The following is a 24586-nucleotide window of genomic DNA, read 5'->3' as shown; positions in this document are numbered from 1 at the left end:
GACACGTTGAGCCAGCAGGACATCAACTGCATCGCGGAAAAAATTAACAACAGGCCACGAAAATCTCTTGGCTTCAACACGCCAAAAAAGCTATTCTTGGAAGCCTGCCAAAAAGTTGCACTTGGAACTTGAATCCACATTTGATAATATCAATCCGCCATGTCCTCTCTTCCAAAATTTCTCGGCATCCATGCCGCGCCGCCCAAATGGCTGCGCTGGCTGCTGACCGCCCTGCCTTTCTCCCTGCTTCTTCTCATCTACGGGCTGGCTTCAGATGCGCGGCAGCGCGAGAACCCCTCAGACAAACTTCTGCCGCCGCCCGCTAAAATGGCGGAAGCCATGTATCGGGCCGCCTTTGAGGAGAACAAGCGCACCGGCGAATATCAGCTTTGGACAGACACCGGCGCGAGCCTGCGGCGCATCGGCATCGGCTTGGGCGCGGCGGCCTGCTGCGGCCTGCTGCTCGGCCTGACGCTCGGACTTTTCGCAGGTCTGGAGTTCCTTCTCCTGCCCTTTGTCACCTTTGTTTCCATCATTCCGCCGCTGGCTGTCCTGCCCATCCTCTTCATCGTCTTCGGCGTGGACGAGCTGGCCAAGGTGATGCTGATCTTCATCGGCACCTTTCCGCTCATCACCCGCGACATCCAGCTGGCGGTGAAGAAGATTCCCCGCGAGCAGATCATCAAGGCCTGCACTCTTGGGGCCTCGCAGCTCAGTCTCGCCTGCCGCATTGTTCTGCCGCAGATCATGCCCCGCCTGATTGAGACGGTGCGCATGAGCTTGGGGCCTGCCTGGCTTTTCCTTATCGCCTCCGAGGCCATCGCCGCCACCAGCGGCCTCGGCTACCGCATCTTCCTGGTGCGGCGCTATTTGGCCATGGATCTCATCATCCCCTATGTGCTCTGGATTGCTCTGATCAGCGTGGCGGTTGATTTCAGTTTGCGCCTGCTGCTGCGGACACGTTACGCTTGGTATTTGGAAGCAAGGGAGTAGATCGCAATGAAAGAAATTTTTTCTAAAATCATCAACCTGATCGGAAGAGTTCTTCTCGCCTCGGTCTTTCTGCAGACCGCTCTGGTCAATAAAATTCCAGAGTTCCATCATGTCGCTGCACAAATGGCGCAGGAAGGCGTTCCTTTTCCCCGTCTCATGCTGGTCGGCGCGATTGTTTTCCTGCTCGCAGGCAGCCTGTCGCTGATTGCCGGGTTCAAGGCGCGGGCCGGCGCGGCGCTGCTCCTGATCTTCACGATTTCAGGCACCTATTTTTTTCACCATTTTTGGACATACGCCGATCCGGCGCAGATGCAGGAGCACTTGAAGTCGTTCATGAAGAACCTGTCGATCATCGGCGGGCTGCTGCTGATTGCCGCCAATGGACCCGGCGCGTTCAGCTTGGACTCGCAACGTTCTGAGAAAGAATCATGCAAGTGAAAGCGGAGTCGCTGCGCCGGAGCAGCTTTCTTTTTTTCCAGGATGTGTACAAGAGCTACGGCAGCAAGGTGGTGCTGGACGACATCGACCTTGCCGTGGCCAAAGGCGAATTGGTCACGGTCGTCGGGCCGTCGGGCTGCGGCAAATCCACCCTGCTCCGGCTGGCCTTGGGACAGGAGCTGCCCAGCTCTGGCCAGGTGCTGATTGACGGCAGGCCCTGCGGCTTCGCCGACCGCAGCCGGGGCATCGTCTATCAGAAATACTCGCTTTTTCCGCATCTGAACGTGCTTGACAACGTGCTGCTCGGCCCGCGCCTCTCCTGCGGCTTTTTTGAGCGCAGACGGCGGCGGCAGGAATTTGAGGACGAGGCCATGCGCTACCTGCGCCGCATGGGCTTGGAGGAGCACAGCCGCAAGTTTCCGCACGAGCTGTCCGGCGGGATGCGGCAGCGGGTGGCCATCGCCCAGTCGCTGATCATGAAGCCGAAAATCTTGCTGATGGACGAGCCGTTCGGCGCGCTTGACCCCGGCACGCGGGAGAACATGCAGATCTTCCTGCTGGAGCTGTGGGAGGAGCTGGGCACGACCATTTTTTTTGTCACCCACGACCTGGAGGAGGCGGTCTTTCTCGGCACGCGGATCATAGTGCTTTCGCAATACTACATCGACAGCCGGGGCGAGGCGGCGAGGCGAGGCGCGAAGATCGTCTTTGACCATGCCCTGCCCAAAGAGGCCAAGTCAACAGCGGTGAAGACTGCGGCGGCTTTCGGCGCGCTGATCCAGCAGATCAGGCAAGAAGGCTTTGACCCGGAGCACCTGCGCCACGCCGGCAAGTTCAATCTCAGCCATCCGCATTCCTTCCAGACCCTGCGTCCGGAAGAGGCGGGAGCGGGCTGAGGCGGCCAGGCGGAATTTTTTCCCGTTTGACTTCCTCAGCTCCTTGCTGCTACAATCTTCTGCAACAAGAACATGACAGTGCCGTTCCGCATTCATCACATAAGGAGGAAAAGCGACATGACCATGAAGCAGCGTCTCATTCCGGCAGCGGCCTTGGCCGCTGTTCTGGCCGCCGGAGCCGCTTGGGCCGAGGAGCCGATTCAGCCTATTGAGCCAGTCAAAGAGATCAATCTGGCCAAGGCCGAGCTGGGCAAGAAGCTCTTTTTTGATCCCCGGCTGTCCAAGTCAGGCTTCATCTCCTGCAACTCCTGCCACAACCTGAGCATGGGCGGCTCGGACAACCTGAAGACCTCCATCGGCCACAACTGGCAGAAAGGGCCGATCAACGCCCCGACCGTGCTCAACTCCAGCCTGAGCTTTGTTCAGTTCTGGGACGGCAGGGCGGAGACGCTGAAGGATCAGGCTGGCGGCCCGATCGCCAATCCCGGCGAAATGGCCCTGACCCACGCGCTGGCTGAAGGCATCCTGTCTTCCATTCCCGGCTACGTGACCGAATTCAAACAGGTCTTTGGCGATGACAAAATCGACATTGACCGGGTGACGGACGCGATCGCTGAATTTGAAAAAACGCTGGTCACGCCCAATTCCCGCTTTGACAAATGGCTGCTGGGCGACGCGAACGCCCTCACCGCGCAGGAGCAGGCGGGCTACAAGCTCTTCAAGGAGTCCGGCTGCGTCTCCTGCCATTACGGCGCAGCGGTTGGCGGCAGCACCTTCCATAAAATGGGCATGGTTGAGGAGTACAAGGCCACCAGCCCGGCGGAAGGGCGCAAAGGTGTCACCGGCAAGGATGAGGACCGCTTCATGTTCAAGGTGCCGAACCTGCGCAACGTCGAGCTGACCTATCCCTACTTCCATGATGGCGAGGCCGCCACGCTGGCCGAAGCTGTTGAGATCATGGGCCGCCTTCAGCTCGGCAAAAAATTCACAGACGAGGAGAACGCGCAGGTCGTCGCCTTCCTCAAGAGCCTGACCGGCGAGCAGCCTTCCTTCACGCTGCCGATCCTGCCGCCGTCATCGGATAAAACCCCGCCGCCCAAGCCGTTTGAGGACTGATCAAGTCTGCTGCAACCTGCCGGGGCGGGAAGTTTTCGCCCCGGCATCCGTCTCCCCTGCCTCCTCAGCTCGCCTCCGCATGGATAAAAATAAGAAAATCGCCATTGAACCCGGCTTTCTGCTCGAACGGATAGACAATGAAATCGCGGTCTATCATCCGACGAAAACCCTGTCCGTCTATCTCAACGAGAGCGGCGCGCTGATCTGGGAGCTGTGCGACGGCAGCCGCAGCACGGCGGAGATCATCGCCCTGCTGACAGAGCTGTACCCGGAAAGCGGCGCGGCGATCCCGGCCCAAGTCGAGGATTTGGTCCGCCTGCTGGTGGACAACGGCATCGCGGAGCTGCGCGATTGATGCGGACATATCGGGTGGAATTCGCCGAGGCCGCTGTGGTGCTGCGGTATAAGGCGGATGCGGCGGTTGCCGCGTATTTAGATTTTCTTTTCGCCGACCTGCGCGGCAGCGGGGAGAAGGAGTCAACCGCTGCGCTGGAGATTGTCCCGCACGACGAGCATCTTTATTTGCTGCGCGAGGAGGAGAAGCCGCTCTTCTGCGGGAGGCTGAGTGTGCAGTTTGCCGCTGTTCTCTTTGACCGGGTGATTTTTCATCTGCTCAACAGCCAGCGGCACGGCGTGGCCCTGCACGCCGGGGCGGTCTCGTGGCAAGGGCGCACGATGCTGCTGCCGGGCCAGAGCGGCTCCGGCAAGAGCAGCGTCACTGCTTGGCTCTGCGCCAACGTAGCCGCGTATCTCAGCGACGAGCTGATCTTTCTCCCTGATGACGGCAGCGGCGAAGTCATCGCCTTTCCCCGCCCGCTCTGCCTCAAGGCCGGTTCTGCGGCTGTGGTGCGCGCCTTGCTGCCAGCGGAGCGGCAGGCCGATATTCTGGCGGAAGACGGCGGCGGCGCGGTGATTCCCCACCGCCTGCTCAATCCTGACTTTCATCTCCGCCGCGACCCGCCCAGTTTGCTCCTCTTTCCCCGCTATCAGGCGGACGCGCCGCTGACTGCGGAAAAGCTGCCGGGCGCGCGGGCATCCTCCTTGCTGATGGGCTGCGATGTCAACGCCCGCAATCTGCCTGACCACGGCTTCCGCCAGCTGACGCAGCTTGCCCGGACTGTCCCGGCGTGGCAGCTCAGCTACAGCAGCTTTGCCGGATTTGCGGAAACGCTGACTGGGCTGCTGCCCTAAGGCTGCTTCGACGCGCCGCCTGCCGTCTCTTTGAGGCTGCGGCGGGCGGTTGCCTCGTTGATCTGGCGGATGCGCTCGGCCAGCTCGTCGCTGACCGCCATCCGTCCTTCCAAGACGCAGCCTTTGCGGGCTGGAACGCACGCGCCGGAGAGCTTCTTGCAGCGGTCAGCAGCGATGTCGTAGTTTTTGCAGTGGAAGGTCATGCACGCCTTATCCTCTTTTGATTTCCCGCTCCATATTCTCAAGAAGAGAGATGAACTGGTCGCATTTGTCCTTGAAGGCTTGCAGGGCCTGTTTGCCTTCGGGAGCTTTCCGTTTTTCTTCCGGCATGTTGACCAGCATTTTGATGCTGTCATGCACATCCTTGTGCAGGGCATCCATTCGAGATGCGTCGGCCAGCGCGGCAAGATCCTGCCTGCCTCTGCTGTTGAGCCATTTGCCGAAATCACAAGTGTTGTGGTCCGGCACGTCAGCGGCGGTCAGTTTCTCCACGCCATAGAAAAAATCAGTCAGCTTGGATTTCCAGCTCAGGTGGGCGATTGTGGCGGCCTGAAGGTCCATCGTCAGCATCATGTCCATAATGCTCTGTCTCCTGCGTGTTGCATGGAAGGATTAAAGAATAACACCAATTGCGCTAAAGTACCACAAAACGGCAAGCTTTGCAAAATATTTTGGCAAATTTGAGACGATATGCTGAGCTGGGCAATGAACAGCAGCCGCAGCGGGCAAGGCTGCGGCTGAACAGGGGCGGAGAAGGAAAAAGGCGGAGCGGACGGTCAGGCAGCTTTCCTTTTCACCTGCCGCTCCATGCTTTCCAGCAGTGCCACCAGCCGGTCGCATTTTTCATGAAACTTGGCCAGCTCCTGCCTGCCGTCCGGCGAATTTCTTTTTTCCTGCGGCATGGCCACCAGCCCGCGAATGCTTTGATGCACTTCCTTGTGCAGCTGCTCCAGCGTGTCCAAATCTTCGAAGCCGGCAAGGCTTTGCAGCCCGGCGGAATAAAGCCATCTGCCGAACTCGCAGGCCGTGTGATCAGCCACATCATCGGCCTTCAAATCCTCCAGCCCGTAAAAAAAATCGGCCAGCTTTGATTTCCAGTTCAGATGGGCGATCATTGCCGCCTGCAAATCCATAGTGATCATTATGCTCATGGAAAAACCCTCCTGTTTCCGGTGAAAAGCGCAGCCAGAACCGCAGGCCGCCTCATGTTGTTGAGAATAATTCCTACTAAAATCATTCTATGGGCCGGAACGGCTCAGGTCAATGGAAATCGGCCTGACTCCGCCGATTCTTGGCCTTGGGGCAGATCAGGGTTGACAAGCCGCCGCTTTCGCGGCAAGCTGCCAGCAGACAGCTGAATTTTTCCACAGGAAGGAGCGGAACAGAGTGAAGAAGAAGAAAATCCTGCTTGCGGCAGGCGCAGGCTCAGCACTGCTGGCAGTCACGCTGGCTGCCGCGCCGCCGCTGCTGCTTTCCTCGGACTGGGTGCGGCAGACCGTTCTCAGCAGACTTAATCATGGCAGCATTCCCGGCGAGCTGGCGGCGGAACACTGCTCAGTGACGTGGCGGCGCGGACTGGGCTGCTCCGGCGTGGTCTATCAGGATGCCAAACAGGGTTTCCGGCTGGAGCTGGCCCAGCTGCGGAGCAGCCAAGGTCTCTGGCCGCTGCTGACCGCGCCCAAGGAGCTGGGCGAAATCATTCTCGACAGGCCGGTGCTGGAGCTGACCGCCGCTGCGGAGCCGGAAGTGCCTGCCGCTGCGGCTGCGTCCGGGCCGCCGGATAAAAAAGAGCGGCCAGCGGAGCAGGCCGCCCAGCCCGCGCCCGCTGCTGGAAAAAAAACAACGGAGGATTCAGCGCGGCTGCGCGAGCTGCTCAACACCTTGCAGGGCCGTCTGACTGTCCAGCAGGCGGCGGTGCGTGTTGTCCGGCCCGGCCAGCAGCCGGAGCTTTTTCTCCGCAACGGCTTCCTCAAGGCCGCAACGGCTGAGGGCAAGGTCAGCTTTGAGCTGACAGCGGACAGCGGGCAGGAGGGCGGCGCGAAGCTCTCCGGCACAGCGCGGCTGACAGACATTCTTCAAGGCGGCATGGCTGGAACTGACCTGCGGCTGCATCTGGCCAAGGTGCAGGTCAAACCCTTCCTCGCGCTGAAGCCGGGCGCTGACGGCCTGCCGCAGGGCAGCGGCAGTCTGTCGGCGGACTTGCGTCTTGAGGGCGCGGCGGACGGCAGCATGGTGCTGCGCGGCCCGCTCTCCCTGCGCGACGCTGATTTGACCGGCGGGCCGCTGGGCAAGGACAATCCCCGTTTCAATCAGCTCGCCCTTGACCTCGATCTGAAAAAAAACAGCGCGGATTGGCAGTTCCCCGCCCTGAAGGCAGTGTCTGATTTCGGCAACTTGGAGCTGCAATGCGCCTACAGCGGCGGCGGCTTCAAAGGCGCTGGTTCCGGCAAAATTGACCTTTCCCTCCTGCTGGCCCAGTTCCCCCGCCTGCTGCATGTCCGCGACGATCTCCGGCTTGACAAGGGCGAACTCCAGCTGACCGCTGAACTGAGCAAGGAGAACGGCATCCTCGGCCTGAAGGCCGAGGCGGCGGCGGACAGTCTGGCCGGACGGCAGAACGGCGAGGCGTTCGCCTGGGAGCAGCCGCTGCGGCTGGAGCTGGCGGGCAGCCTCAGCGGTCAGGAGCCGGAGGTGGAAATCCTCCGCCTCAGCGCGCCCTTTCTCAACGTGGAAGGCCGGGGCGGCAGGAAGCAGTTTTTTCTGGAGGGAACGGCTGATCTTGATCAGGCCATGCAGGAGGTCAACCGGCTCTTCCGCACCGGCTGGGACGCAGGCGGCAGGCTGGAGCTGGCGGCGGAGCTGACTGAGCAGGCGGCGGAACGCTATCTTGTTGCAGCAAAAGCGGAGATTGTCGGCAGCCGCCTTGTCCGGCAGGGACAGGAGCTGCTGCCGTCGAGCACGACCAGCCTGAATATCCGTTTAGACACGCCGGGCCAGTTTCCTGAAAACGGCAATGAGGCGGCGGAGCTGACCTTTGATCTCTCCTCCTGGGCGGGCAGCCTCAGCGGCACGTTTGACGGCCTGCATAAAAAAAACGAGAAAATTTCAACCGGATATCAAATTGAAACGCAGCTTCTGCTGGGCCGGGCCGTTGAGCTGCTGCACAAATTCGGCCTGCTGGAGCCGGAAACCTCGCTGGGCGGCAGGCTTGACCTGCGCGCCTCCGGCTATACTGAGGACAGCCGGGTGGTGCTGCGCGAGCTGGACAGCAGTGCCAAGGAATTTATTTTTTATCAGCAAGGCAAGGTCTTCCGCGATCCTGAGCTGCGTCTTGCCACCTTGCCGCCGGAAACATCCGCCCCGGCGGCGGAGAAGACCGTCCGGCCCCTGATCGAAGCGGACAGCCGCTCGGCCTTTTTCGCCGACGGCGGCGGCTTCAGCCTGATTGATCCGGCCAGCCGCCGCCTGAATCTCCGCGAGCTGGAATTTTCCTCCAGCTTCGCTCAAATCCGGCTCCGGCAGCTGGCGCTGGACGACTGGCAGAACAAGCCCATGCCTGTGCTCCGCCGTCTCCAAGTCAACGGCCAGTCTGACCTGAGCAAGCTCGCCGCTCTCCTTCAGCAGATTGGAGCACTTGCGCCGGACAAAAAACTGGGCGGCAGCGGCACCTTCGCTGTCGAATTGGCCAGCCAAGAGGAAATCGGCGGCGCGGCGGCGGGCAAGGGCAGCTCCGGCACGGTGGAGATCGATCTGGAGCGTTTCATGTACGGCAAGGAGGGCGGTCTGATCGCGGCCAAGGAGAAGGTGGAGTTCCGCAGCAAGCTGCACGGCGATCTGGCGGGCGGCGACATGTATTTCACCACTTTTGACCTGCTCTCGCCGCCGCTCGCGGTGCAGTCGAGCGGCAAGCTGGAGCTGGCAGGCAAAACGCCCCATCTGGCGCTGGAAGGCACGGCAACGCCGGATCTCGCCGATCTGGTCGCCCTGCTCAACGGCATGTATCCGCTCGGCATCAGCGCCGAGGGGCGGCAGAAGGAAAAATTCAGCCTGTACTACCCGTTCAGCGGCAAGCAGCAGCAGATTGACCTCAAATTCGCCAGCCGGGTGCACGCTGACAGCTTGGTCAGATCCGGCATCCGCATCGAAGACCTCACGGCGGACACCAGCATGAAGGACGGCATCATGAACGCCGCCTTCAAGGGCGGCCTGAACGGCGGCGTGGTGCAGTTCACGCCGAAAATTGACTACACCCGCACACCGCCGGTGCTGACGCTGGCCGGGCCGGAACAGGTGCTAGACCGGGTCGGACTGGCAGAGACCTTGGCTGACGGCCTGCTCAAGAGCTTCCACCCGCTGCTCGGCGCGGTGGCACGGCCTGCGGGCACGATCAGCGTGCGGGCGGAGCGGCTTTCGCTGCCCATTGGCGGCAAAGGTTTGGAGCAGGCGGATTTCAGCCTCCGCTTCGATCTCGCCAGCGTCCTGCTGGAGCCGGTCAGCGCTCTTGCAGGCATCCTTGAGCTGGCCGGGCTGAACGGCCAGCCGCTCCAGCTCGCCGAGAAGACCTTGGTCTGCGAGGGCAAAAAAGGCCGTATCTCCTGCTCGCCGATCAAGATGACCGTGGCCGACTCGAAGATGGTTCTCAGCGGTTCGGCAGGCTTTGACGGCAGCTTGGACTATGTGCTGGAAGTGCCGGTGACGAAAAATCTGGTCGGCAAAAAGGGCTACGAGCTGCTCAAAGGCGCGACGTTCAAGGTGCCGATTCAAGGCACCAAAGACAAGCCCGCCTACAACCCGGAGGCCCTGAGAAAGGCCGCGTCGAGTCTGCTACGGCAGGCGGCTGGCCATGCGGCGGAGCAGGCGGTCAAAGAGCAGGTGCGGAAGGCGCTGCCCAAGGAGCTGGACAAGGCCCTGCCTGGCCTTTTTGACGGGTTGCTGGGGCGGTGAGCGGCGAAAGCCTGCTTCGGCTGGCACTCATCGGCGCGGGCGGGGCCGTTGGAGCGGTGCTGCGTTTTGCAGTCAGCTCTTGGGTGCAGACCCGCTCCGGCTCGATTGTCTATCCCTTCGGCACCTTGAGCGTGAATCTGACCGGCTGCCTGCTGATCGGTCTTCTCAGCGGGCTGGCCGACAACCGCTCGATGTTCTCGGCGGAAACCCGCAGCTTTCTCATCATCGGCGGGCTGGGGGCCTTCACCACCTTCTCGACCTTTGGCAATGAGACGCTCAACCTGCTCCGGGCCGGGCGGCTGGAGCTGGCCCTGCTCAACATCGGCGCGCAGGTGGTTTTCGGTCTGGCCTTGGTCTGGCTGGGCCGGATGCTGGCCGGACTCTGGGGCTGAATCAGAACAGCTCCAGCAGAGCCAGATTGAGCAGGCCGATGAGGAAGCCGAGCAATGCGCCGAACAGGTTGATATATTTGAACTGCTCTTCCATGATCGAAAGCAGCAGCCGTTCCAAGCGGAGCAGGTCAAGTGAGTCCACCTTGTTCCGCACCAACTCGCTGATGCGCAGCGATTCGGTCAAACCCGGCACCTCGCGGATCAGCAGCCGGTTGACGTGCAGCGTCAGATGCTCGGCGATGCTGCTGCGCACCTCCGCAGGCAGGAGGTCGCGGAGCAGCCCCGCAGGCCGCGCCGCCAGCTGATCAAGCAGAGAGCTGATCAGTTTGCCGACCAGCTGCCGCGCCGGTTCCGCCGCTGCCAAAGTCCGCAGCTCCTTGGCGACAGCTTCCCGCAGCTTCCGTCGGCCTGCCGGAGGCAGCAGTTTTTCCGCCAGCTCAGTCAGGGACAACTCGCCCTGCGCCAGCAGAGCCTCCGCCTGCTCGCGCAGGGCGGCGGAGAGCGTCTGCCGGAGCTGCCCTGCGGCCAGCGCAGTCAGCAGCCGGGCAGCTGTCTGGACGCAGACCAGCCGCAGCTGCTCCGGGCCAATTTTGGCCAGCAGCTCGGCCAGCGGGGCGGCGAGCAGGGCTTCGGCCTGCTCCCGCAGGGCTTCGGCGGCGCGGGCTTGAATTTCCGGCTGCTGGAGCCAGTCAGCCAGATCGCCCTCGCGCTCGGCCAGCCACGTACGGATGACGCTGTCCAGCTGCTGCATGTTGATGAAACCTTTGGCCATCGCCGCCATCGGGCCGAGGCTGTCAATAAAATGATCCGCCCCGCTCCTGACCGCCTGCGCCACCCGCTCGCGCATCGGCGGCTCAGTCATGATCGCCGCCGCCTGCGCCAAAACCTTCGGAGTCTGATCAACAGCGGCGGCAAGGAGCAGCTCACGCAGCTCGGCAGACAGCAGCTCGCCCACAGTCACGCCTTCGGCAGCGGCCTTGCTCAAAGCCTGCTCCAGCCAGCCGCCGAGCCGTTCCGCCGCTTCCGGCGCGGTCAGCAGCTCGATGCTCAGGGACTCCAGCCGGGCATACAAAAGCTGCCGCTCATCTGCTTGGAACAGCTCGTTGAGGCGGCGGCCTCCCGCGTTCTCTCCATGCGCGGCCAAAGCGTTGCTGAGGGCATCGGCCAAGGCGGGCGAGGCCAGCCAGTCCATGGCCGCGTTGCGCAGGCGGTGTTTGAGGGCGCGCAGGCCGATGCGGGCGTGGACCCGGAAGCGGTCTGGCAGAAGCTGGAGCAGCGGGCCGAACTCCCTGCCGAGCAAGTCCTGCACCCGGTTTTCGATCAGACGATGGAGATGATCCTGAAAGGGTTCGGCGGACAAGGCCTCGCCGATGTCCTGCGGGGTGAGCAGCTTGCCGCCGACCATCTCGCCCATGTTTTCAGCCAGCTGATGCCGTTTGGACGGAATCACGCCCGGCGTGAGCGGCACCCGGATGCCGAAAATCCGCCACGGCTTCAGCGGCCGGAACAGCATTTTGATCGCCACCTCGTTGGTCAGGTAGCCGATGAAGGCGCCGATCAGAGGCGGGCCGCTGTAGGCGAGCAGCTGGGCTGCGGTGAAAGGAAAGGTCATAATGCTCCTGCTCATGGGAAGTGGCGGATGACTGCGGACCGGACGCAGTTTAAAACCCTGCTCCCGCAGATTCAACAAGATTGTGGCAGCAACGCTATTGAGGCACAAAAACGCAGCAAGGAGGCGCATCATGCAGCAGGTCATCAGCACCGAAAAAAGGCCGATCAAGCTCTGGCTGGACGACATCGAGCCGGGCGCATTGGCGCAGGCCCGCAATCTGGCCAATCATCCTTTCACCTTCCGCCATGTGGCGGTAATGCCTGATGCCCATGAGGGCTACGGAATGCCCATCGGCGGGGTGCTGGCCTGCGACGGCGCGGTGATCTGCAACGCGGTCGGCGTTGACATAGGCTGCGGCGTATGCGCGGCGCAAACATCTCTGCCCCGCCTTGACCGCGAAACTTTGAAGAAGATTCTCGGCCTGATCAGGTCGGCGGTGCCGGTTGGCTTTGACCACCACAAGCGGCAGCAGGATAGAAGCCTGATGCCCGATTCGGCCCGGCTGGACGGCGTGGAGAAATCCATCGTCCGTCAACAGTTCGAGGCGGGCTGCAAGCAGATCGGCACCTTGGGCGGCGGCAATCATTTCATCGAAATTCAGCAGGGCGACGACGGCCATGTCTGGCTGATGATCCATTCCGGCAGCCGCAACATCGGCCTGAAAGTGGCGGAGCACTACAACCGCTTGGCGGTCAGTCTGAACGAGCGGTGGCGGAGCGAGGTGCCGAAGAAATGGGAGCTTGCCTTCCTGCCGCTGGAGACGCAAGAGGCGCAGGAGTATATGGCGGAAATGAGCTGGTGCGTGGATTTCGCCCTTGCCAGCCGCACGCTGATGATGGAGCGGGTCAAGGCGGCGGTGCAGGAGATTGTCGGCGCGGTTGAGTTTCCGCAGTTCATCAACATTGCCCACAACTACGCGGCGATGGAGGAGCATTTCGGCAAGGAAGTGCTGATTCACCGCAAAGGGGCCACCCGCGCTTTTGCCGGGGAATTTGGCATCATTCCTGGCTCGCAGGGCAGCCGCAGCTTCATCGTGCGTGGCAAAGGGAACCCGGAAAGTTATTGCTCATGCAGCCACGGCGCGGGCCGGAAAATGGGGCGCGGCCAAGCCCAGCGCGAGCTGAATTTGCAGGCCGAGGTGGAGCGGCTGGACGCGCTCGGCGTGGTGCACAGCATCCGCAATCAGAAAGACCTTGACGAAGCTCCTGGTTCGTACAAAGATATTGAGACGGTGATGGAAAATCAGAGCGATCTGGTGGACATCGCGGTCAGCCTGCTGCCGCTGGCGGTGATCAAGGGATAGGGCTTGCGATTTTTCCGCAATTGTTTTACATCTTGTGGTTGCGGGATCAGGCTGTTGGCAGGGTTTCTGAGTTGAGCAGCTATAGATCAAATACGACAGGAGGCATGAAGTATGAACGCGATGGCTGTTAACATGAACTTGCCAGTCAGCGTCTCTGAGGAGGATATGCGGACACTGCTGGCTGTAAAATTGTTCGAGGTTGGCAAGGTGTCATTAGGACAGGCTGCAAAGATTGCCAATTTCTCCAAAAAGGCATTCATTGATGTATTGGGACATTATCGGGTTCCGGTCTGCAATTACGAAGCTGAAGAGCTTCAGCAGGAGATATAAAGTGCTCAGGCCGAATGCCAAGCCGCGATTTGATACAATCAACTGAGTATGTGCAGCCCTCGGAGTTCGTTTGGTAGCCGAACCTGCTCGTTCTGCAATTACAGCGGATTAATTTCTATGCGTACTGTTTGTGCCTATTGTGGCAACACAACCACACTAACTAAAGAACATCTTTGGCCTGCTGCGCTCCATACACGTATGCAAAAAATATGGGAATCGCCAGGCCACAATCTGTTTTGGCTGTCGAGGATAGATCGGGAAATTCCATCCGAGCCAACTATAAAAGATGTTTGTTCTAATTGTAACAATGTTATTCTGTCGAAGTTAGATACGTATATATGCGATCTTTTCGATAAGTACTTTTTTAGAAATATCAATAAAGGGGAAAAAGTTTGCTTCAAATATGATTACGATCTCCTTGTGCGTTGGCTTCTAAAACTATCTTACAACTCCTGCCGTATCAACGATGGAATAGATCACTTTGTATTTCAACCTCTGTTGCCATATATCCTTGGATATACTCAAAAATATACTGAGTCAGTCTGTGTCTTTTTAGAACTTTCTTACCCAGCCAGGATACCTGTAGAAGATTCATCTGAAAACTTACCAGCTGGAACTCTTGTTTGGCCGGATGTTAACAGGTCAGGACATTTAATTTTTCGATGTCGCTTTGGCAAAAAAATATTTCGAGCGGTACATTTATGCGGATTCACATTTACACTCGCATTTTTTGAACCAAGTGCGCATGTTGCAATTCGAGCAATTACAACAGCAGAATATCTTCATGCTCGTCCTAAGGCAGTATTGCTACGACCTGAAAGACAAAAAGTTTATGTAAAGTGCGGCGGAATCAATACTTACGAATCATTCAAGAACTCCCGCAGTTTTACATTTTATAAGCACGATCTGCAAGGGATAGATTGCTCGCTGCATCGGGAAAAACCGCTTCAGGAAGCGACATAAATCGCACTGAAGCAGGAGAAAGAGGTTCTGGAGCAGGCAGAATTCATCCTGCAACAGGAAAAAGTCGTTTCGCAGCGGGAAAAAACGGCTCCGCAGCACTGCAACGCCATTTTCTCCTGCTGCACCCGCTCATCATCCGGGAAATCCTTCCCTCAACCCAATTCAGGAGGAAATTATGCCAGCCCCGTATCATTCCATCGAAGACCGCCTGAATCGCTATCTGACTGGCCTCACCAATGCCCGCAATGTCCCGGAGCTGCAAAGCCGGGTCGCTCTATACGGCTACACCCCGAACAAGCTCAATCAGATGCTGAACAAGCGTCAGCAGGCGTTCGACCTCTATCTTGCCCAAAAAACCGAGTACAGCGAGCAACACGCCGCCACCAAGACCTTTGAGCAGGCTTGGAAGACCGCCCATGAGACCTACATGCGCCTAGTCCGGCTGGGGCGGATTATATTCCGGGATGAGCACGCCATCTTTATCAAGCTGACCCTCAATGAAGAGCGCAAACGGACTTTTTCCGGCTGGCTGGCCCAAGCCAACACCTTTTTCAGCAACCTCCTGAGTGATCAGAATGCCTTGACAAAATACGGCCAGTACAACACGCCGTTGGCTGCCGTCAACGCGGCCAAGGCTTTGGTCAATGCTGCGGAACAGGCCAACATCATCCAGGCAAAAGAGACCGGCGAGGCCCAGCAGGCAACCAAGGAGCGGGATGGGAAGATGGATGCCTTGGACAGCGCCATGTCCGAATTCTATGCCTTGGCGGAACTGGCCTGCGAAGATGCCCCAGACTTGCTGAAAATGCTCGACCTTTGAAGACCGCTCTGCCGCTTGCTGCAAGAAAGACCTTGACGAAGCTCCCGGCCCGTACAAAAATATTGAGACAGTGATGGCAAATCAGAGCGATCTGGTGGACGTTGCAGCCGCTGGCCGCAGTCAATGGCTGACCATTTGACACAATGGGAGCATTCCAATGAAAATCTGTCCGAAATGCAAACAGAAGGCTGACAGCGGCCAATGCAGTGCCTGCCAGCTCGTCTTTGCCGACTATGAGCGGCAGAAGCAGGAGCAGACCGGCCAAGTCTACCGGCTGATCAGCGCGGGCGAGCTGGAAAAGGCCAAGGAGCTGGCGCAGCGGCTGTCGAACGAGTTCCCGGACAGCAAAGGCGAGTTCATCCTGCTGATCTCCAACATCACCCGCGACCTCAACATTGTCGGCAAATACCGGCAGGCGCAGGAGCTGTTCAGCAAGGGCGAGTACAGCGAGGCCGTGCTGCTGCTGCGCAATATCAGGGCCTTTGATCCGGGGCTGTCGGAAAAGGTCATCGCCCTGCGCCGCCGGGCCGAGCGGCACATCGGCAGCAGCGGCAAATTCGAGCAGGCCGCCGCCTTGTTCGAGCAGAAACAGTACGCGGCGGCGCGGACGCTCTTGCAGCAGATCAGCAGCGACGACAAGCAGAAAAAGGCGGCGGACGAATATCTGGCCAAAATTGCGGGGCTGAAGAGCAGCCGCCTGCGGGAGATCGCCGACTGCCTTGACCGCAGCCTTTTTCTCGCAGCAGGGGAAAAGCTGGAGGCCCTGAACGGCATCTTTCCTGAAGTGCGGAAGGAGCAGGCGCCGCTCTTCGCCCTGCTGGCGAGGCGGAAGGAGATCAGCGGGCGGCTGACAGCGGCGGCGCACAAGGCCAAGGCGGAGAAACGCTGGCTGGAGGCCAAGGCGCTCTACGCCTTCCTGCTCTGGCAGGATCAGGAGCTGCGCCCGTCCTTGCAGCCCTGTCTGGAGGAGATTGGCCGCCGCACAGCAGTCAGCCTCGCTGACTGCGAGGAGGAGGATCTGGCCGCGTTGGCGGAGCTGGGCATCATTGTTGACGAGCTGGGCATTCCCCGGCCTCTGCCGCCGGAGCCGGACCAGCATGCCGCCGCCGGCACGCTGGCGAACATTGCCCCGGTGCTGGCCAGCGTCGCGCCGCTGGCGGACTGGCCGAGCCTGCCGGTGAATATCGACGGCCAGGAGGTGGCGGACTTCACCGCCTGAGCCGCTCGTCAAAATTCATCATCGTCATCGCCGCCGACCAAATCAGCGGCATCGGCGACATCACCGCCGATCATGTCAAAGAATTCCTTGTCCGCGTCAGTCTCGTCGCTCTCCGGCGGATTCACGCCGACATATTTGTCATTCACCCACCAGCCCTGCTTGCTCTGGCCCTTGGCGGTGAGCATGCCCTTGCCGTGCCGCTTGTCATCCAGCCATGCGCCGGTGTACGTGTCGCCGTCCGGGTCAGTGAAGCTGCCTTCGCCCTGCCGCTTGCCGTCCTGCCATTTGCCTTTGTAAACAGAGCCGTCCGGGTAGCCGCGCATCCCGTGCCCATTTTCCAAGTTGTCCCGCCACAGGCCCTCGTAGCGGCTCCCGTCAGGATAAAGGCAGACTCCTTGGCCGTGCTTCTTGTCCTCGCGCCATCCGCCTTCGTAAACAGGGCCGTTGGGAAAGGCCAGCCTGCCTTGGCCGTGCATGAAGCCGTTTTGCCACTCGCCCTCATAGACCGTGCAGTCCGGCATGACTAATCTGCCATGCCCGTCCATCACCCCGTGCTGCCACTGCCCGGAATAAACATTGCCGGACAGGAAGGTGAACACGCCCTCGCCGTGCCGGAAGCCGCGCTGGTACAAACCGTCGTACCGCTCGCCTTCGGCGGAGACATAGACTCCGCGCCCGTGCATCAGGTCGTCCCGCCATTCGCCGGTGTATTTGCTGCCGCTGGCGGCGATGTAGGCGCCGGCGCCGTGGCGCAGGCCCTGCATCCACTCGCCGCTGTAGCGGTCGCCGTTGGCATGGAGGAAGATGCCGTAGCCCTGACGCAGGCCGTCCGCCCATTCCCCCTCGTAGCTGCCGCTGTCAGGATACTGGCAGCTGCCTTTGCCGTGGCGGAGGTTGCCGCGCCATTCGCCCTCATATTTGGAGCCGTCAGGACAGACGCAGGCGCCTTGGCCGTGGCGCAGGTTGTTTTTCCACGAGCCGGTGTAGCTGCTGCCGTCGGCGTAGGTGCAGGTTCCCCAGCCGCCGCGCTCGTCCTTTTCCCATTTGCCGATGTATTTGGCGCCGTCCGCTGCGGTGTGGACTCCGTGGCCCTGCCGCCGGTCGTTTTCAAAGGCCCCGAAATATTTGGACCCGTCCGGGAAAAAAATAGTGCCTTGGCCGTGCTTCGCGTCCTCCTTCCATGAACCGGCGTATTTGGTGCCGTTGCGCAGAATCAGCGTGCCTTGGCCGTGCCGCAGGTCATCTTTCCATTCGCCCTCGTATTGAGCGCCGTCCGCCCCTGTGAGCACGCCTTGGCCGTGCCGCCTCCCATGCCTCCAGCCGCCGCTGTACACTGAGCCGTCCATGCTGTGGAGCACGCCTTGGCCGTGCCGCTCGTCATCCGCCCATTCGCCGCTGTATCCCCCGACGCAGTCCAAGCAGCCTTTGCCGCTCCGCCGGCCCTCGCGCCACTGGCCGGTGTAGCTGCCGCCGTTGGCATCAAAGTACACGCCGTCGCCATGCCGCAGGTCATCCGCCCATTCGCCCTCGTACTGGCCGCCGTCAGGATAGAGGCAGAGGCCGCGCCCATGCCTTTTGCCGTTCTCAGCCAGCTCGCCGATGTATTTTTCCTCGCTGGCGCAGGTTGTTTCTTTTTTCATGGCTCGCTCGCATGGGGTTCAGGACAATTTTCTGGAGAGAATTATCCTCGCTTCAGGCGATTTGTTCAAGCGGAGATTAATTTCGCCCGGCAGCGGCAAACAAACGGCGCTGCTGCTCCAGCCTTGCAGCTGGCTGATTTGTCCGGCATTTGTTTTCTAATTGCATTTATCCCTACGGCGTGGTATATTAGGCATTCCGGCTGCCGTCCGCAGGCTGAATCCGGCGTTTTCCCGCTTGGAGCAGCAGCAGAAAACCATCCTGACATCAGCAGATTATGACATCGGAAGAATTCACCCTATACCGCAAAAAACTCGACAAAACCCAGAAATCGCTCTCCAAGCTGCTGGGCGTGTCCCTGAAGGCCGTGCAGAGCTACGAGCAGGGCTGGCGGGCCGTGCCGCTGCATATTGAACGGAAACTTCTCTTTTTAGTTGTCAATCAGCGCCGGGACGACCCCGCCAAACGGAAGGAGTGCTGGACGCTGAAGAAATGCAACTGCAAGAAGGAATGCCCGGCATGGGAGTTTCAGGCAGGCCACCTCTGCTGGTTCCTCAACGGCACCCTCTGCGAATGCACCTCCGGCCAGGAAGGCAAGGAAAAAATGGAAATATGCCGTCAGTGCGAGGTGCTGACCTCGCTGCTCTAATTCTTTCTGCCGCTTATGCCGCTGCAAGCCGCACAAACTGCTGCTCGTCTAAAATGACGAGGTTCAGTTCTGCGGCTTTTTTCAATTTGCTGCCCGCCTTTTCTCCGGCAACCAGATGCGTCACCTTCTTGCTGATGCTGCTGGCAGCCGCGCCGCCAAGCTGCCGCACCCGCTCTTCCGCCTCGGCTCGGCTCATGCTGGCGAGTGTGCCGGTGAAGAGAAAGACCATGCCCGCGAGCGGGCCGCCGTCCGCCTTTTTCTCCGCCGCCTGCACGCTGAGACCTGTCTCCAGCAGGCGGTTAATCAGACTGCGGTTGTTAGGATCGGCAAAGTATTCCCGCAGTGCCGCCGCCGTCTGCCCGCCGATGCCGTCCACGGCTAAAAGCAGCTCCTCCCCCGCCTGCATCAGCGGCTGAAGCCCGCCGAACCGTGCCGCCAGCAGCTCCGCCGTGGTCTCGCCGACGTGCCGAATCCCCAGCGCGGCAAGGAGCTTGGCCAGCGTAGTGCTCTTGGCCCGCTCAACTGCCGCCAGCAGCTTCTCGGCAGATTTTTCGCCCCAGCCGTCGAGGGCGGCCAGCCGTTCCTTGTTCAGGCGGAAGATGTCGGGTATGTCCTCAATCAGCCCGGCCTCAGCCAGCCGCTCCACGTTCTTCGGCCCCAAGCCTTCGATGTCCAACCCTGACTTCCCGGCGAACCAGATGATGCGCTGAAGCCGCTGCGCCGGGCAGCGCGGATTGCGGCAGCGAGTCACAGCCTCGCCTTCGGGCCGGTGCAGGGCCGAATCACAGGTCGGACATTCTTTTGGGAAAACAATCGGCTGCTCCTTTCCAGTGCGCCGCTCGGCCAGCGGCCTGAGCACTTCCGGGATGACATCGCCAGCCCGCCGCACCAGCACCGTGTCGCCGATCATCAGGCCCTTGCGCCGGATTTCGTCCTGATTGTGCAGGGCGGCCCGCCGCACGACCACGCCGCCGATGCGCACCGGCTCCAGCGCTGCCACCGGCGTGACCGCGCCAGTCCGGCCAACTTGGAATTCCACCCCGCTGATCACCGCCTCGGCCTCTTCCGCCGGGAATTTCCATGCCACAGCCCAGCGCGGGGCGCGGGCCGTGCTGCCCAGCTCCTCCTGCGCGGCGAAGCTGGCGGCCTTGATCACCATGCCGTCGATCTCGTAATCCAGCTCATGGCGGAGCTGCTGAAGATGATTGTAGTGCTCCTCGGCCTCGGCCAGACTGCGGCAGAATTTGATCAGCGGATTGACCGGGAAGCCGAGCGAGCGCAGATGAGGAAACAGCTCGGTCAAGCTGGCGCAGGGCAGAGCGGCAGGGTCAGCCACTCCATAAACAAAAAAACTGAGCGGTCTGGCGGCGGTAATTTTTGGATCAAGCTGGCGCAGCGAACCGGCGGCGGCATTGCGCGGATTGGCGAAAAGCGGCTCGCCCTGCTCGGTCCGCTGGCGGTTCAATTCGGCAAAATCCTTTTTGGCCAAAAAAACCTCGCCACGGACAGCCAGCCGCTCCGGCGGCTCCGCGCCATGCAGGCGCAGGGGAATGTTGCGCACCGTGCGCAGATTGGCAGTGATGTTCTCGCCGACCAAGCCGTTGCCGCGTGTCGAACCCTCGACAAAGAGGCCGTTTTCGTAGATCAGCTCCACAGCCAGCCCGTCCATCTTCGGCTCCGCCGTCCAAGTCAGCTGGGCTGTGGACTTCAGCCGCCGCCGGACGCGTTCCTCGAAATCCGCCAGCTCCTCAGCGGCAAAAATGTTGTCTAAACTGAGCATCGGCAGCGCGTGCGCCGCCTCGGCAAAGGCGGCCAGCGGCTCTCCGCCGACGCGCTGGCTGGGCGAATCCGGCGTGACCAGCTCCGGGAACTGCGCCTCCAGCTCCAGCAGCTCGCGGAACAGCCGGTCGTATTCCGCGTCGCTGATGACCGGCGCATCCAGCACGTAATAACGGTGCGCATGTTCGTGCAGCTCCGCCTGCAAAGCCGCCAGCCGCTGTTCCGCCCGCCGCATGGACATGTCAGCTTTTTCCGTCAATCAGCTCACCGCCTTTGGCGATGTTTTCCGCCTGGTTTTCGTCGATGAAAATCAGCACGGAATCTTCCGGCTTGCCAGTCTCGCGGACGATCACATCGGTCACGCCTCTGGCAATATTTTTCTTCTGCGTTCTGGTCAATGTTCCGGCAACCCGGATGCTTACGTAGGGCATGTCGCGCTCCTTCGGGTAAAAGATATCGTCAATTCAGCAGAAAAACAAGCTGCAACTTTTTCTGCATAAGGGCCTGCATATTTTTTCTCACCGTTCATCTTGCGTTCATCCTGTCTCGGTTAAAGTGAGAATATAGAGCAGCGGACAGCAGTGCTGCCAAAAAAATTCAGATTGCAAACCACAAAAAGACAGGAGAAGAAAAATGAAGAACAGCGCATTGTTTTCAGCAAAGAACGTGTTTGGTCTGACCGCTGCCGCCGCTCTGCTCGCCGTCGCCAGCTCCGCCTCCGCGTTCGGCCCCTATGCCGCAGGCAGTCAAGGCTCGTTGAACAACAACTGCGGCTGCGACAACAAGCAGGAAATTGAGATGTATGTGCAGAATGTGATCAGTGATTCACAGCAGCGCGGAGCCACCTGCCAGACATCCATGCACATTCCGGCCTGCATCATCTCCTACTGCTCAATTTGCGGGAGCAATGCCGGTCTGATGAGCAGCTGCATCAAGACCGGCATGGACTACCTTGCCAATTCCTCCGGGTTTTGCGCGCCGCAGGCGGCCCAGCCAATGCCGATGTACTCTTTCTATCCAGCTTTCTGAGCCACGCTTTCAGGAGCAGTTTGCCAGCAGACTGCTCCTGCGCCTCAGCCTTCGCCGATCCCCCGCAGCTTGGCCAGCAGCAGCGCGGCCAACTCTGTCTCCGCCAGTGCCTGCGCGGCCTGATCCTCTTTCTGCACGGCTTTGAAAAAACGGTCGCAGATGAGGAGTTCCTCCTTGCGCCATGCTGCTGTGCAGCCCAGCTTCTCTCCGGCTGCGGCAGATGCTGCGCTGTCGTGATCGCGGCGGCCATGCGCCCAGTTCGCCGCATGGTGAAAATAAAGCAGGGCGCGGTCAAGGAGAATATAGAGCAGCTGAATGTTCGTCACCGGGCCGACTTGGAGCTGCTGCTTGTCCAGCTTCATGCCCAGAAGCCTGCTGCCGGAAAGCAGCTCCTTACCTTTGAAGGCCGCGCCTGCCGCGCCGATCAGCCCGCCGATGGCCGCGAACACGCCGAACGAAACGCCTGCGGTGAGCACATCTATGCCCACGCCCGCCGCTGCGCCGCTCATCGCCGCTGCCCAGATCAAATCCTCGTCGCGCAGACCGAGAAACTGCCATGTTTTGGCGGCGAACAAATCCTCCTGCAAAATGGACTGCTCCGGCAGCTGCAAATTAAAGAGATTGTGCTTGAAGAGCCTGCGAATTTGCTGATGGGCGATGCGCTCGCGCTTAGTGACGAAGTCGGTGTATTCGCGGCGCAGCTTGGCCCGCAGCCGCTCCTCGTCCGTGCCGGGTGGGCAGGTCGCGCTGGCCTGATAGCGCAGGCTTTCGGCAAGCATCGCGGTGATCAGCACCGCGCTCTGGCGGCGGCGGTTGTCCCAGTCCGCGCTGAAGGCTTGAATGACGCTTTCAATCACCGCTTCCAAATCCTGATCAATGGCCTTCAGGCTTTGCAGCAGGGCGATGCGCTGACTGTACGTCGCTTTGTTGGCATTGAAGAGACGAATTGCGTTGAAGTGCTTACGGAACTCATTCTGCCAGTCAGCGAGGAAGCTGCTGTTCTCGTCCTTGCAGTTGATGATCGCCATGCGCGGCCTGCCGGTGAGACGAAGAATCTCCATCTCCGCCTTGTCCATATTGCGGAGCGGGCGCGAGCCGTCGACAACAAAAATGATTCCGGCCCCGGCGGCCAGCGGCGCGAGCAGGGCGCAGTCGTCGTGCATGGCGGGATCATCGCGGTGAGCGCGGATGAATTCGTGCAGCAGCTCGCGGTCATCGCCCTGATACGCCCGCATCCACGCCAAGGTGGCGCGGGGATTCTGGAAGCCCGGCGTGTCAATGAAGCGGATGACCTCGCGCCCGTCAATCAGCACCGGAAAAGCGCGGCAGTCGGTGGTCTCGCCCGGCACCGGACTGACCCGCACCGAGTCGTCCTCGCTCAGGGTGGAGACCACCGAGGACTTGCCCTCGTTCGGGTGGCCGACTATGGCGAATTCTGGAATCTGCTTCAGCATAATTCGATGACGTGCAGGCCAGAGTCGCCGAGCGCAGCGGTCTTCTGCCGCCAGATGCGGACTTGCTCCGGCTGCGGTGGCGTGAGCAGGTTCTCCGCTGCTGGTCTGCCGATCAAAGCCAGAGTGATCATCGGCTGCGGGCCTATGGCGCGGCGCAGCCCAGCCAGCCAGGTCAGCAGCTCCTGCACCGGCGGCTGCCACGCCTCGTGCAGGATGAGGACATCCTTGCAGCCCTGCGCGGCCATTGCCTCGTGCAGACTCGCCAGCTCCTCCGCCTCGCTTTTGTCCAGCGTCCAAAATGGCATGGTCTGGCGCAGCTGCTGTCCAGCCCGGCGGCGGATCAGCTCGGCCAGCGCGTCGGTTGGGCAAGCGGCGAACAGCTCATCTGGAATCAAGACCACAACTGGCGGGATTTCCTCGTTTGGCGACAGCTTGCTTTTCGGCGCGAATGCTTCTTGCGGCGGCGATGCTGCCGCGCCTTTGCTTGCCTCAGCAGAGGCGGCGGTGGAGACCAGCGGCGTGCGCATCCGATGAACAATCTGGCGGAAGCGGCCCTGCTGCGGGTCAAATTGGGCCAAATCTCTGCGCTGGCGGAGCAGCCCGGCAGCAAGCAGGCCCAAACGCGGCAGCAGGCCGTAGCAGAGCACCGAGAGGCAGAGAAAGGGCCACCACGAAGCGAGGTCGCGGCTGGCGAGATGGTAGATGCCGTCCTTGAGGATCAGGCGCGAGCCTTCGATCTGCGCCAAAGTCGGGACGCTCTCCGGCAGCCAGAGCCGCCACGGCAGGCTGATCCACTGTGTCAGGGTCTGCACGGCGGCGGCATCAATCTGGAGCGTGGTCTGCCAGCCGAAAGCGAGGTCGGAGCCGATCACTTTCAGCAAGGTGGCGGCCAGCACGCCGATGTTAAAGCTGATGCCGAAGAGCTGGGCGAGCAGAAAAAAAGGCCGCAGGAGCAGCAGGCCGTGCCGCTGCCGGAGATGCCTCAGGCTGCCTGCGTGCGCGGCCCAGCTCAGGCGTTGTTCTGCGGAGAGGCGCGACGAGGCCCGCTGGCCGGCTGCCGCGCATTTTTCCAGCAGCCAGAAAAAAAGCCGCCCGGCCAGCCGGTAGAGCAACGAGGATTCCAGCAGATTTGCGCCGCGCAGCCTGCCGCAGAGGGCGGAGGCGGCCAGAAGCAGGAGCAGGCCGAGCTGGAGAAGGACGAAGACCGCGAAATAGGCGGCCACATTGACCGGCGCGGCCCCGGAATAGGCAAGAAAGGAAAAGGCCAGCCCGCCGCCGCTGATCAGCCCGGCCAGCCCTACGGCCAGCGCGAAAAGAAAAATCAGCTCCTGCCAGAGGCTGCCGGGCAGAGCGCAGCTGTCCTCTTGCACCGCCTGCTGTCGGCGTTCCAGCCAGCGGCGGAGCAGCAGCGCGTCCGCAGCCTCCTTCACCGGCAGCGCGGCAAAGATTTCGCGGTCGCGGGCCGCCAGCCGGGCCATGTCCTCGCCCTCGTCCTGCTGGAGGAGGAATTCAAGGTCAAGGAGGTCGGCGGTTGTCCAGCGGGGCTGCGGCATTTTTTCCGGCGGCGTTGGGATTGAAAAACGTGCTGGATGCATCATAACGGCGGAAGAGGCGATGGTCAACCGCGCTGTATGCCGCTTACGGCATCTGGATAAAATAATTTCTTTTTATTTTATGTATATGATAGGAGTTACGCAGTTGCATAAAGATTGATAGGCTCAAGCGTATAAATCGGTTTCGTCAAATACGCCCGAACAGCGTCAGGGATGATGGCAGTCTTTGCCTCGAACCAAGAAATTCCTTTGACAAAACAATGATAT

24 protein-coding genes are annotated in these 24586 nt (G+C 60.7%); 15 read left to right on the top strand and 9 right to left on the bottom strand.

Annotation, left to right across the window (positions count from 1 at the left end; genetic code table 11):
• Positions 1 to 159: 159 nt before the first annotated feature.
• The 6 genes from ACNKH3_RS11480 (at position 160) to ACNKH3_RS11455 (ending at position 4634) form a co-directional block, all read left to right on the top strand.
• The gene (locus ACNKH3_RS11480; RefSeq protein WP_420209335.1) at positions 160 to 993 is read left to right on the top strand and encodes an ABC transporter permease; all 834 of its coding nucleotides are present in this window, start codon (positions 160 to 162) and stop codon (positions 991 to 993) included.
• 6 nt (positions 994 to 999) lie between these two features.
• Positions 1000 to 1431: a DoxX family protein gene (locus ACNKH3_RS11475; protein WP_420209334.1), complete on the top strand. Its 432-nt coding sequence runs from the start codon at positions 1000 to 1002 to the stop codon at positions 1429 to 1431.
• On the top strand, positions 1422 to 2327 hold the full coding sequence (locus ACNKH3_RS11470) for an ABC transporter ATP-binding protein (protein WP_420209333.1): 906 nt from the start codon (positions 1422 to 1424) through the stop codon (positions 2325 to 2327). Before ACNKH3_RS11475 ends, ACNKH3_RS11470 begins: the two co-directional genes overlap by 10 nt.
• Before the next feature lie 123 nt (positions 2328 to 2450).
• Positions 2451 to 3443, top strand: a complete 993-nt coding sequence (locus tag ACNKH3_RS11465) for a cytochrome-c peroxidase (RefSeq protein ID WP_420209336.1) — start codon at positions 2451 to 2453, stop codon at positions 3441 to 3443.
• A gap of 79 nt (positions 3444 to 3522) precedes the next feature.
• The gene (locus ACNKH3_RS11460; protein ID WP_420209332.1) at positions 3523 to 3798 is read left to right on the top strand and encodes a PqqD family protein; all 276 of its coding nucleotides are present in this window, start codon (positions 3523 to 3525) and stop codon (positions 3796 to 3798) included.
• Complete coding sequence (locus ACNKH3_RS11455) at positions 3795 to 4634, top strand: hypothetical protein (protein WP_420209331.1); 840 nt, start codon at positions 3795 to 3797, stop codon at positions 4632 to 4634. The genes ACNKH3_RS11460 and ACNKH3_RS11455 overlap by 4 nt, the downstream gene beginning before the upstream one ends.
• On the opposite strand, the gene ACNKH3_RS11450 is transcribed toward ACNKH3_RS11455, so the two are convergent.
• The 3 genes from ACNKH3_RS11450 to ACNKH3_RS11440 form a co-directional block, all read right to left on the bottom strand.
• A complete protein-coding gene (locus ACNKH3_RS11450) occupies positions 4631 to 4837 on the bottom strand; it encodes a hypothetical protein (protein ID WP_417915887.1) in 207 nt (68 codons plus the stop codon). The genes ACNKH3_RS11455 and ACNKH3_RS11450 overlap by 4 nt on opposite strands.
• A 7-nt stretch (positions 4838 to 4844) precedes the next feature.
• Positions 4845 to 5213 carry a CZB domain-containing protein gene (locus tag ACNKH3_RS11445; RefSeq protein WP_417915888.1) on the bottom strand — a complete coding sequence of 123 codons (369 nt, stop codon included), beginning with the start codon at positions 5211 to 5213 and terminating at the stop codon, positions 4845 to 4847.
• Positions 5214 to 5410: 197 nt separating this feature from the next.
• Entirely contained in the window at positions 5411 to 5785 is a 375-nt protein-coding gene (locus ACNKH3_RS11440; RefSeq protein WP_417915889.1) for a CZB domain-containing protein, read from the bottom strand.
• 235 nt (positions 5786 to 6020) lie between these two features.
• On the opposite strand from ACNKH3_RS11440, the gene ACNKH3_RS11435 reads away from it, so the two are divergent.
• Complete coding sequence (locus ACNKH3_RS11435) at positions 6021 to 9578, top strand: hypothetical protein (protein WP_417915890.1); 3558 nt, start codon at positions 6021 to 6023, stop codon at positions 9576 to 9578.
• Positions 9575 to 9970 carry a fluoride efflux transporter CrcB gene (gene crcB, locus ACNKH3_RS11430; RefSeq protein WP_417915891.1) on the top strand — a complete coding sequence of 132 codons (396 nt, stop codon included), beginning with the start codon at positions 9575 to 9577 and terminating at the stop codon, positions 9968 to 9970. Before ACNKH3_RS11435 ends, crcB begins: the two co-directional genes overlap by 4 nt.
• Position 9971: 1 nt before the next feature.
• On the opposite strand, the gene ACNKH3_RS11425 is transcribed toward crcB, so the two are convergent.
• Positions 9972 to 11582, bottom strand: a complete 1611-nt coding sequence (locus tag ACNKH3_RS11425) for a DUF445 family protein (RefSeq protein WP_420209330.1) — start codon at positions 11580 to 11582, stop codon at positions 9972 to 9974.
• Positions 11583 to 11712: 130 nt separating this feature from the next.
• On the opposite strand from ACNKH3_RS11425, the gene ACNKH3_RS11420 reads away from it, so the two are divergent.
• The 5 genes from ACNKH3_RS11420 to ACNKH3_RS11400 all read left to right on the top strand — a co-directional run bounded on the left by ACNKH3_RS11420 (position 11713) and on the right by ACNKH3_RS11400 (position 16217).
• Positions 11713 to 12885 carry an RtcB family protein gene (locus tag ACNKH3_RS11420; RefSeq protein ID WP_417916904.1) on the top strand — a complete coding sequence of 391 codons (1173 nt, stop codon included), beginning with the start codon at positions 11713 to 11715 and terminating at the stop codon, positions 12883 to 12885.
• A gap of 111 nt (positions 12886 to 12996) precedes the next feature.
• The gene (locus ACNKH3_RS11415; RefSeq protein WP_420209329.1) at positions 12997 to 13215 is read left to right on the top strand and encodes a UPF0175 family protein; all 219 of its coding nucleotides are present in this window, start codon (positions 12997 to 12999) and stop codon (positions 13213 to 13215) included.
• A 198-nt stretch (positions 13216 to 13413) separates the two neighbouring features.
• Positions 13414 to 14178, top strand: a complete 765-nt coding sequence (locus ACNKH3_RS11410) for a hypothetical protein (RefSeq protein ID WP_420209328.1) — start codon at positions 13414 to 13416, stop codon at positions 14176 to 14178.
• A gap of 175 nt (positions 14179 to 14353) precedes the next feature.
• Positions 14354 to 14998 carry a hypothetical protein gene (locus ACNKH3_RS11405; RefSeq protein WP_420209327.1) on the top strand — a complete coding sequence of 215 codons (645 nt, stop codon included), beginning with the start codon at positions 14354 to 14356 and terminating at the stop codon, positions 14996 to 14998.
• A 157-nt stretch (positions 14999 to 15155) separates the two neighbouring features.
• Positions 15156 to 16217, top strand: a complete 1062-nt coding sequence (locus ACNKH3_RS11400; protein ID WP_420209326.1) for a tetratricopeptide repeat protein — start codon at positions 15156 to 15158, stop codon at positions 16215 to 16217.
• An 8-nt stretch (positions 16218 to 16225) separates the two neighbouring features.
• Here ACNKH3_RS11400 and ACNKH3_RS11395 read toward each other — a convergent pair whose 3' ends face one another.
• Complete coding sequence (locus ACNKH3_RS11395) at positions 16226 to 17857, bottom strand: hypothetical protein (protein ID WP_420209325.1); 1632 nt, start codon at positions 17855 to 17857, stop codon at positions 16226 to 16228.
• Between the two features lie 275 nt (positions 17858 to 18132).
• On the opposite strand from ACNKH3_RS11395, the gene ACNKH3_RS11390 reads away from it, so the two are divergent.
• Positions 18133 to 18504 carry a helix-turn-helix domain-containing protein gene (locus tag ACNKH3_RS11390; RefSeq protein WP_420209324.1) on the top strand — a complete coding sequence of 124 codons (372 nt, stop codon included), beginning with the start codon at positions 18133 to 18135 and terminating at the stop codon, positions 18502 to 18504.
• A gap of 13 nt (positions 18505 to 18517) precedes the next feature.
• Here the strand turns inward: ACNKH3_RS11390 and ligA are convergent, their stop codons facing one another.
• Both ligA and ACNKH3_RS11380 read right to left on the bottom strand, forming a co-directional pair.
• Positions 18518 to 20542 carry an NAD-dependent DNA ligase LigA gene (gene ligA, locus ACNKH3_RS11385; protein ID WP_417916349.1) on the bottom strand — a complete coding sequence of 675 codons (2025 nt, stop codon included), beginning with the start codon at positions 20540 to 20542 and terminating at the stop codon, positions 18518 to 18520.
• On the bottom strand, positions 20526 to 20714 hold the full coding sequence (locus ACNKH3_RS11380) for a tautomerase family protein (protein ID WP_417916350.1): 189 nt from the start codon (positions 20712 to 20714) through the stop codon (positions 20526 to 20528). Before ACNKH3_RS11380 ends, ligA begins: the two co-directional genes overlap by 17 nt.
• A 202-nt stretch (positions 20715 to 20916) precedes the next feature.
• Between ACNKH3_RS11380 and ACNKH3_RS11375 the strand changes: the two genes are divergently transcribed.
• Positions 20917 to 21312, top strand: a complete 396-nt coding sequence (locus ACNKH3_RS11375; protein WP_417916351.1) for a hypothetical protein — start codon at positions 20917 to 20919, stop codon at positions 21310 to 21312.
• Between the two features lie 44 nt (positions 21313 to 21356).
• Here the strand turns inward: ACNKH3_RS11375 and ACNKH3_RS11370 are convergent, their stop codons facing one another.
• Both ACNKH3_RS11370 and ACNKH3_RS11365 read right to left on the bottom strand, forming a co-directional pair.
• Positions 21357 to 22766: a GTPase/DUF3482 domain-containing protein gene (locus ACNKH3_RS11370; RefSeq protein ID WP_417916352.1), complete on the bottom strand. Its 1410-nt coding sequence runs from the start codon at positions 22764 to 22766 to the stop codon at positions 21357 to 21359.
• Entirely contained in the window at positions 22760 to 24319 is a 1560-nt protein-coding gene (locus ACNKH3_RS11365) for a DUF2868 domain-containing protein (protein ID WP_417916353.1), read from the bottom strand. The genes ACNKH3_RS11370 and ACNKH3_RS11365 overlap by 7 nt, the downstream gene beginning before the upstream one ends.
• Positions 24320 to 24586: the final 267 nt, after the last annotated feature.

Origin of the sequence: Candidatus Electronema sp. JC (assembly GCF_048287365.2) — a bacterium.
Lineage (GTDB): Bacteria > Desulfobacterota > Desulfobulbia > Desulfobulbales > Desulfobulbaceae > Electronema.
The sequence above is the reverse complement of the archived record's forward strand: the minus strand, read 5'-3'. Positions and strand labels throughout refer to the sequence as shown.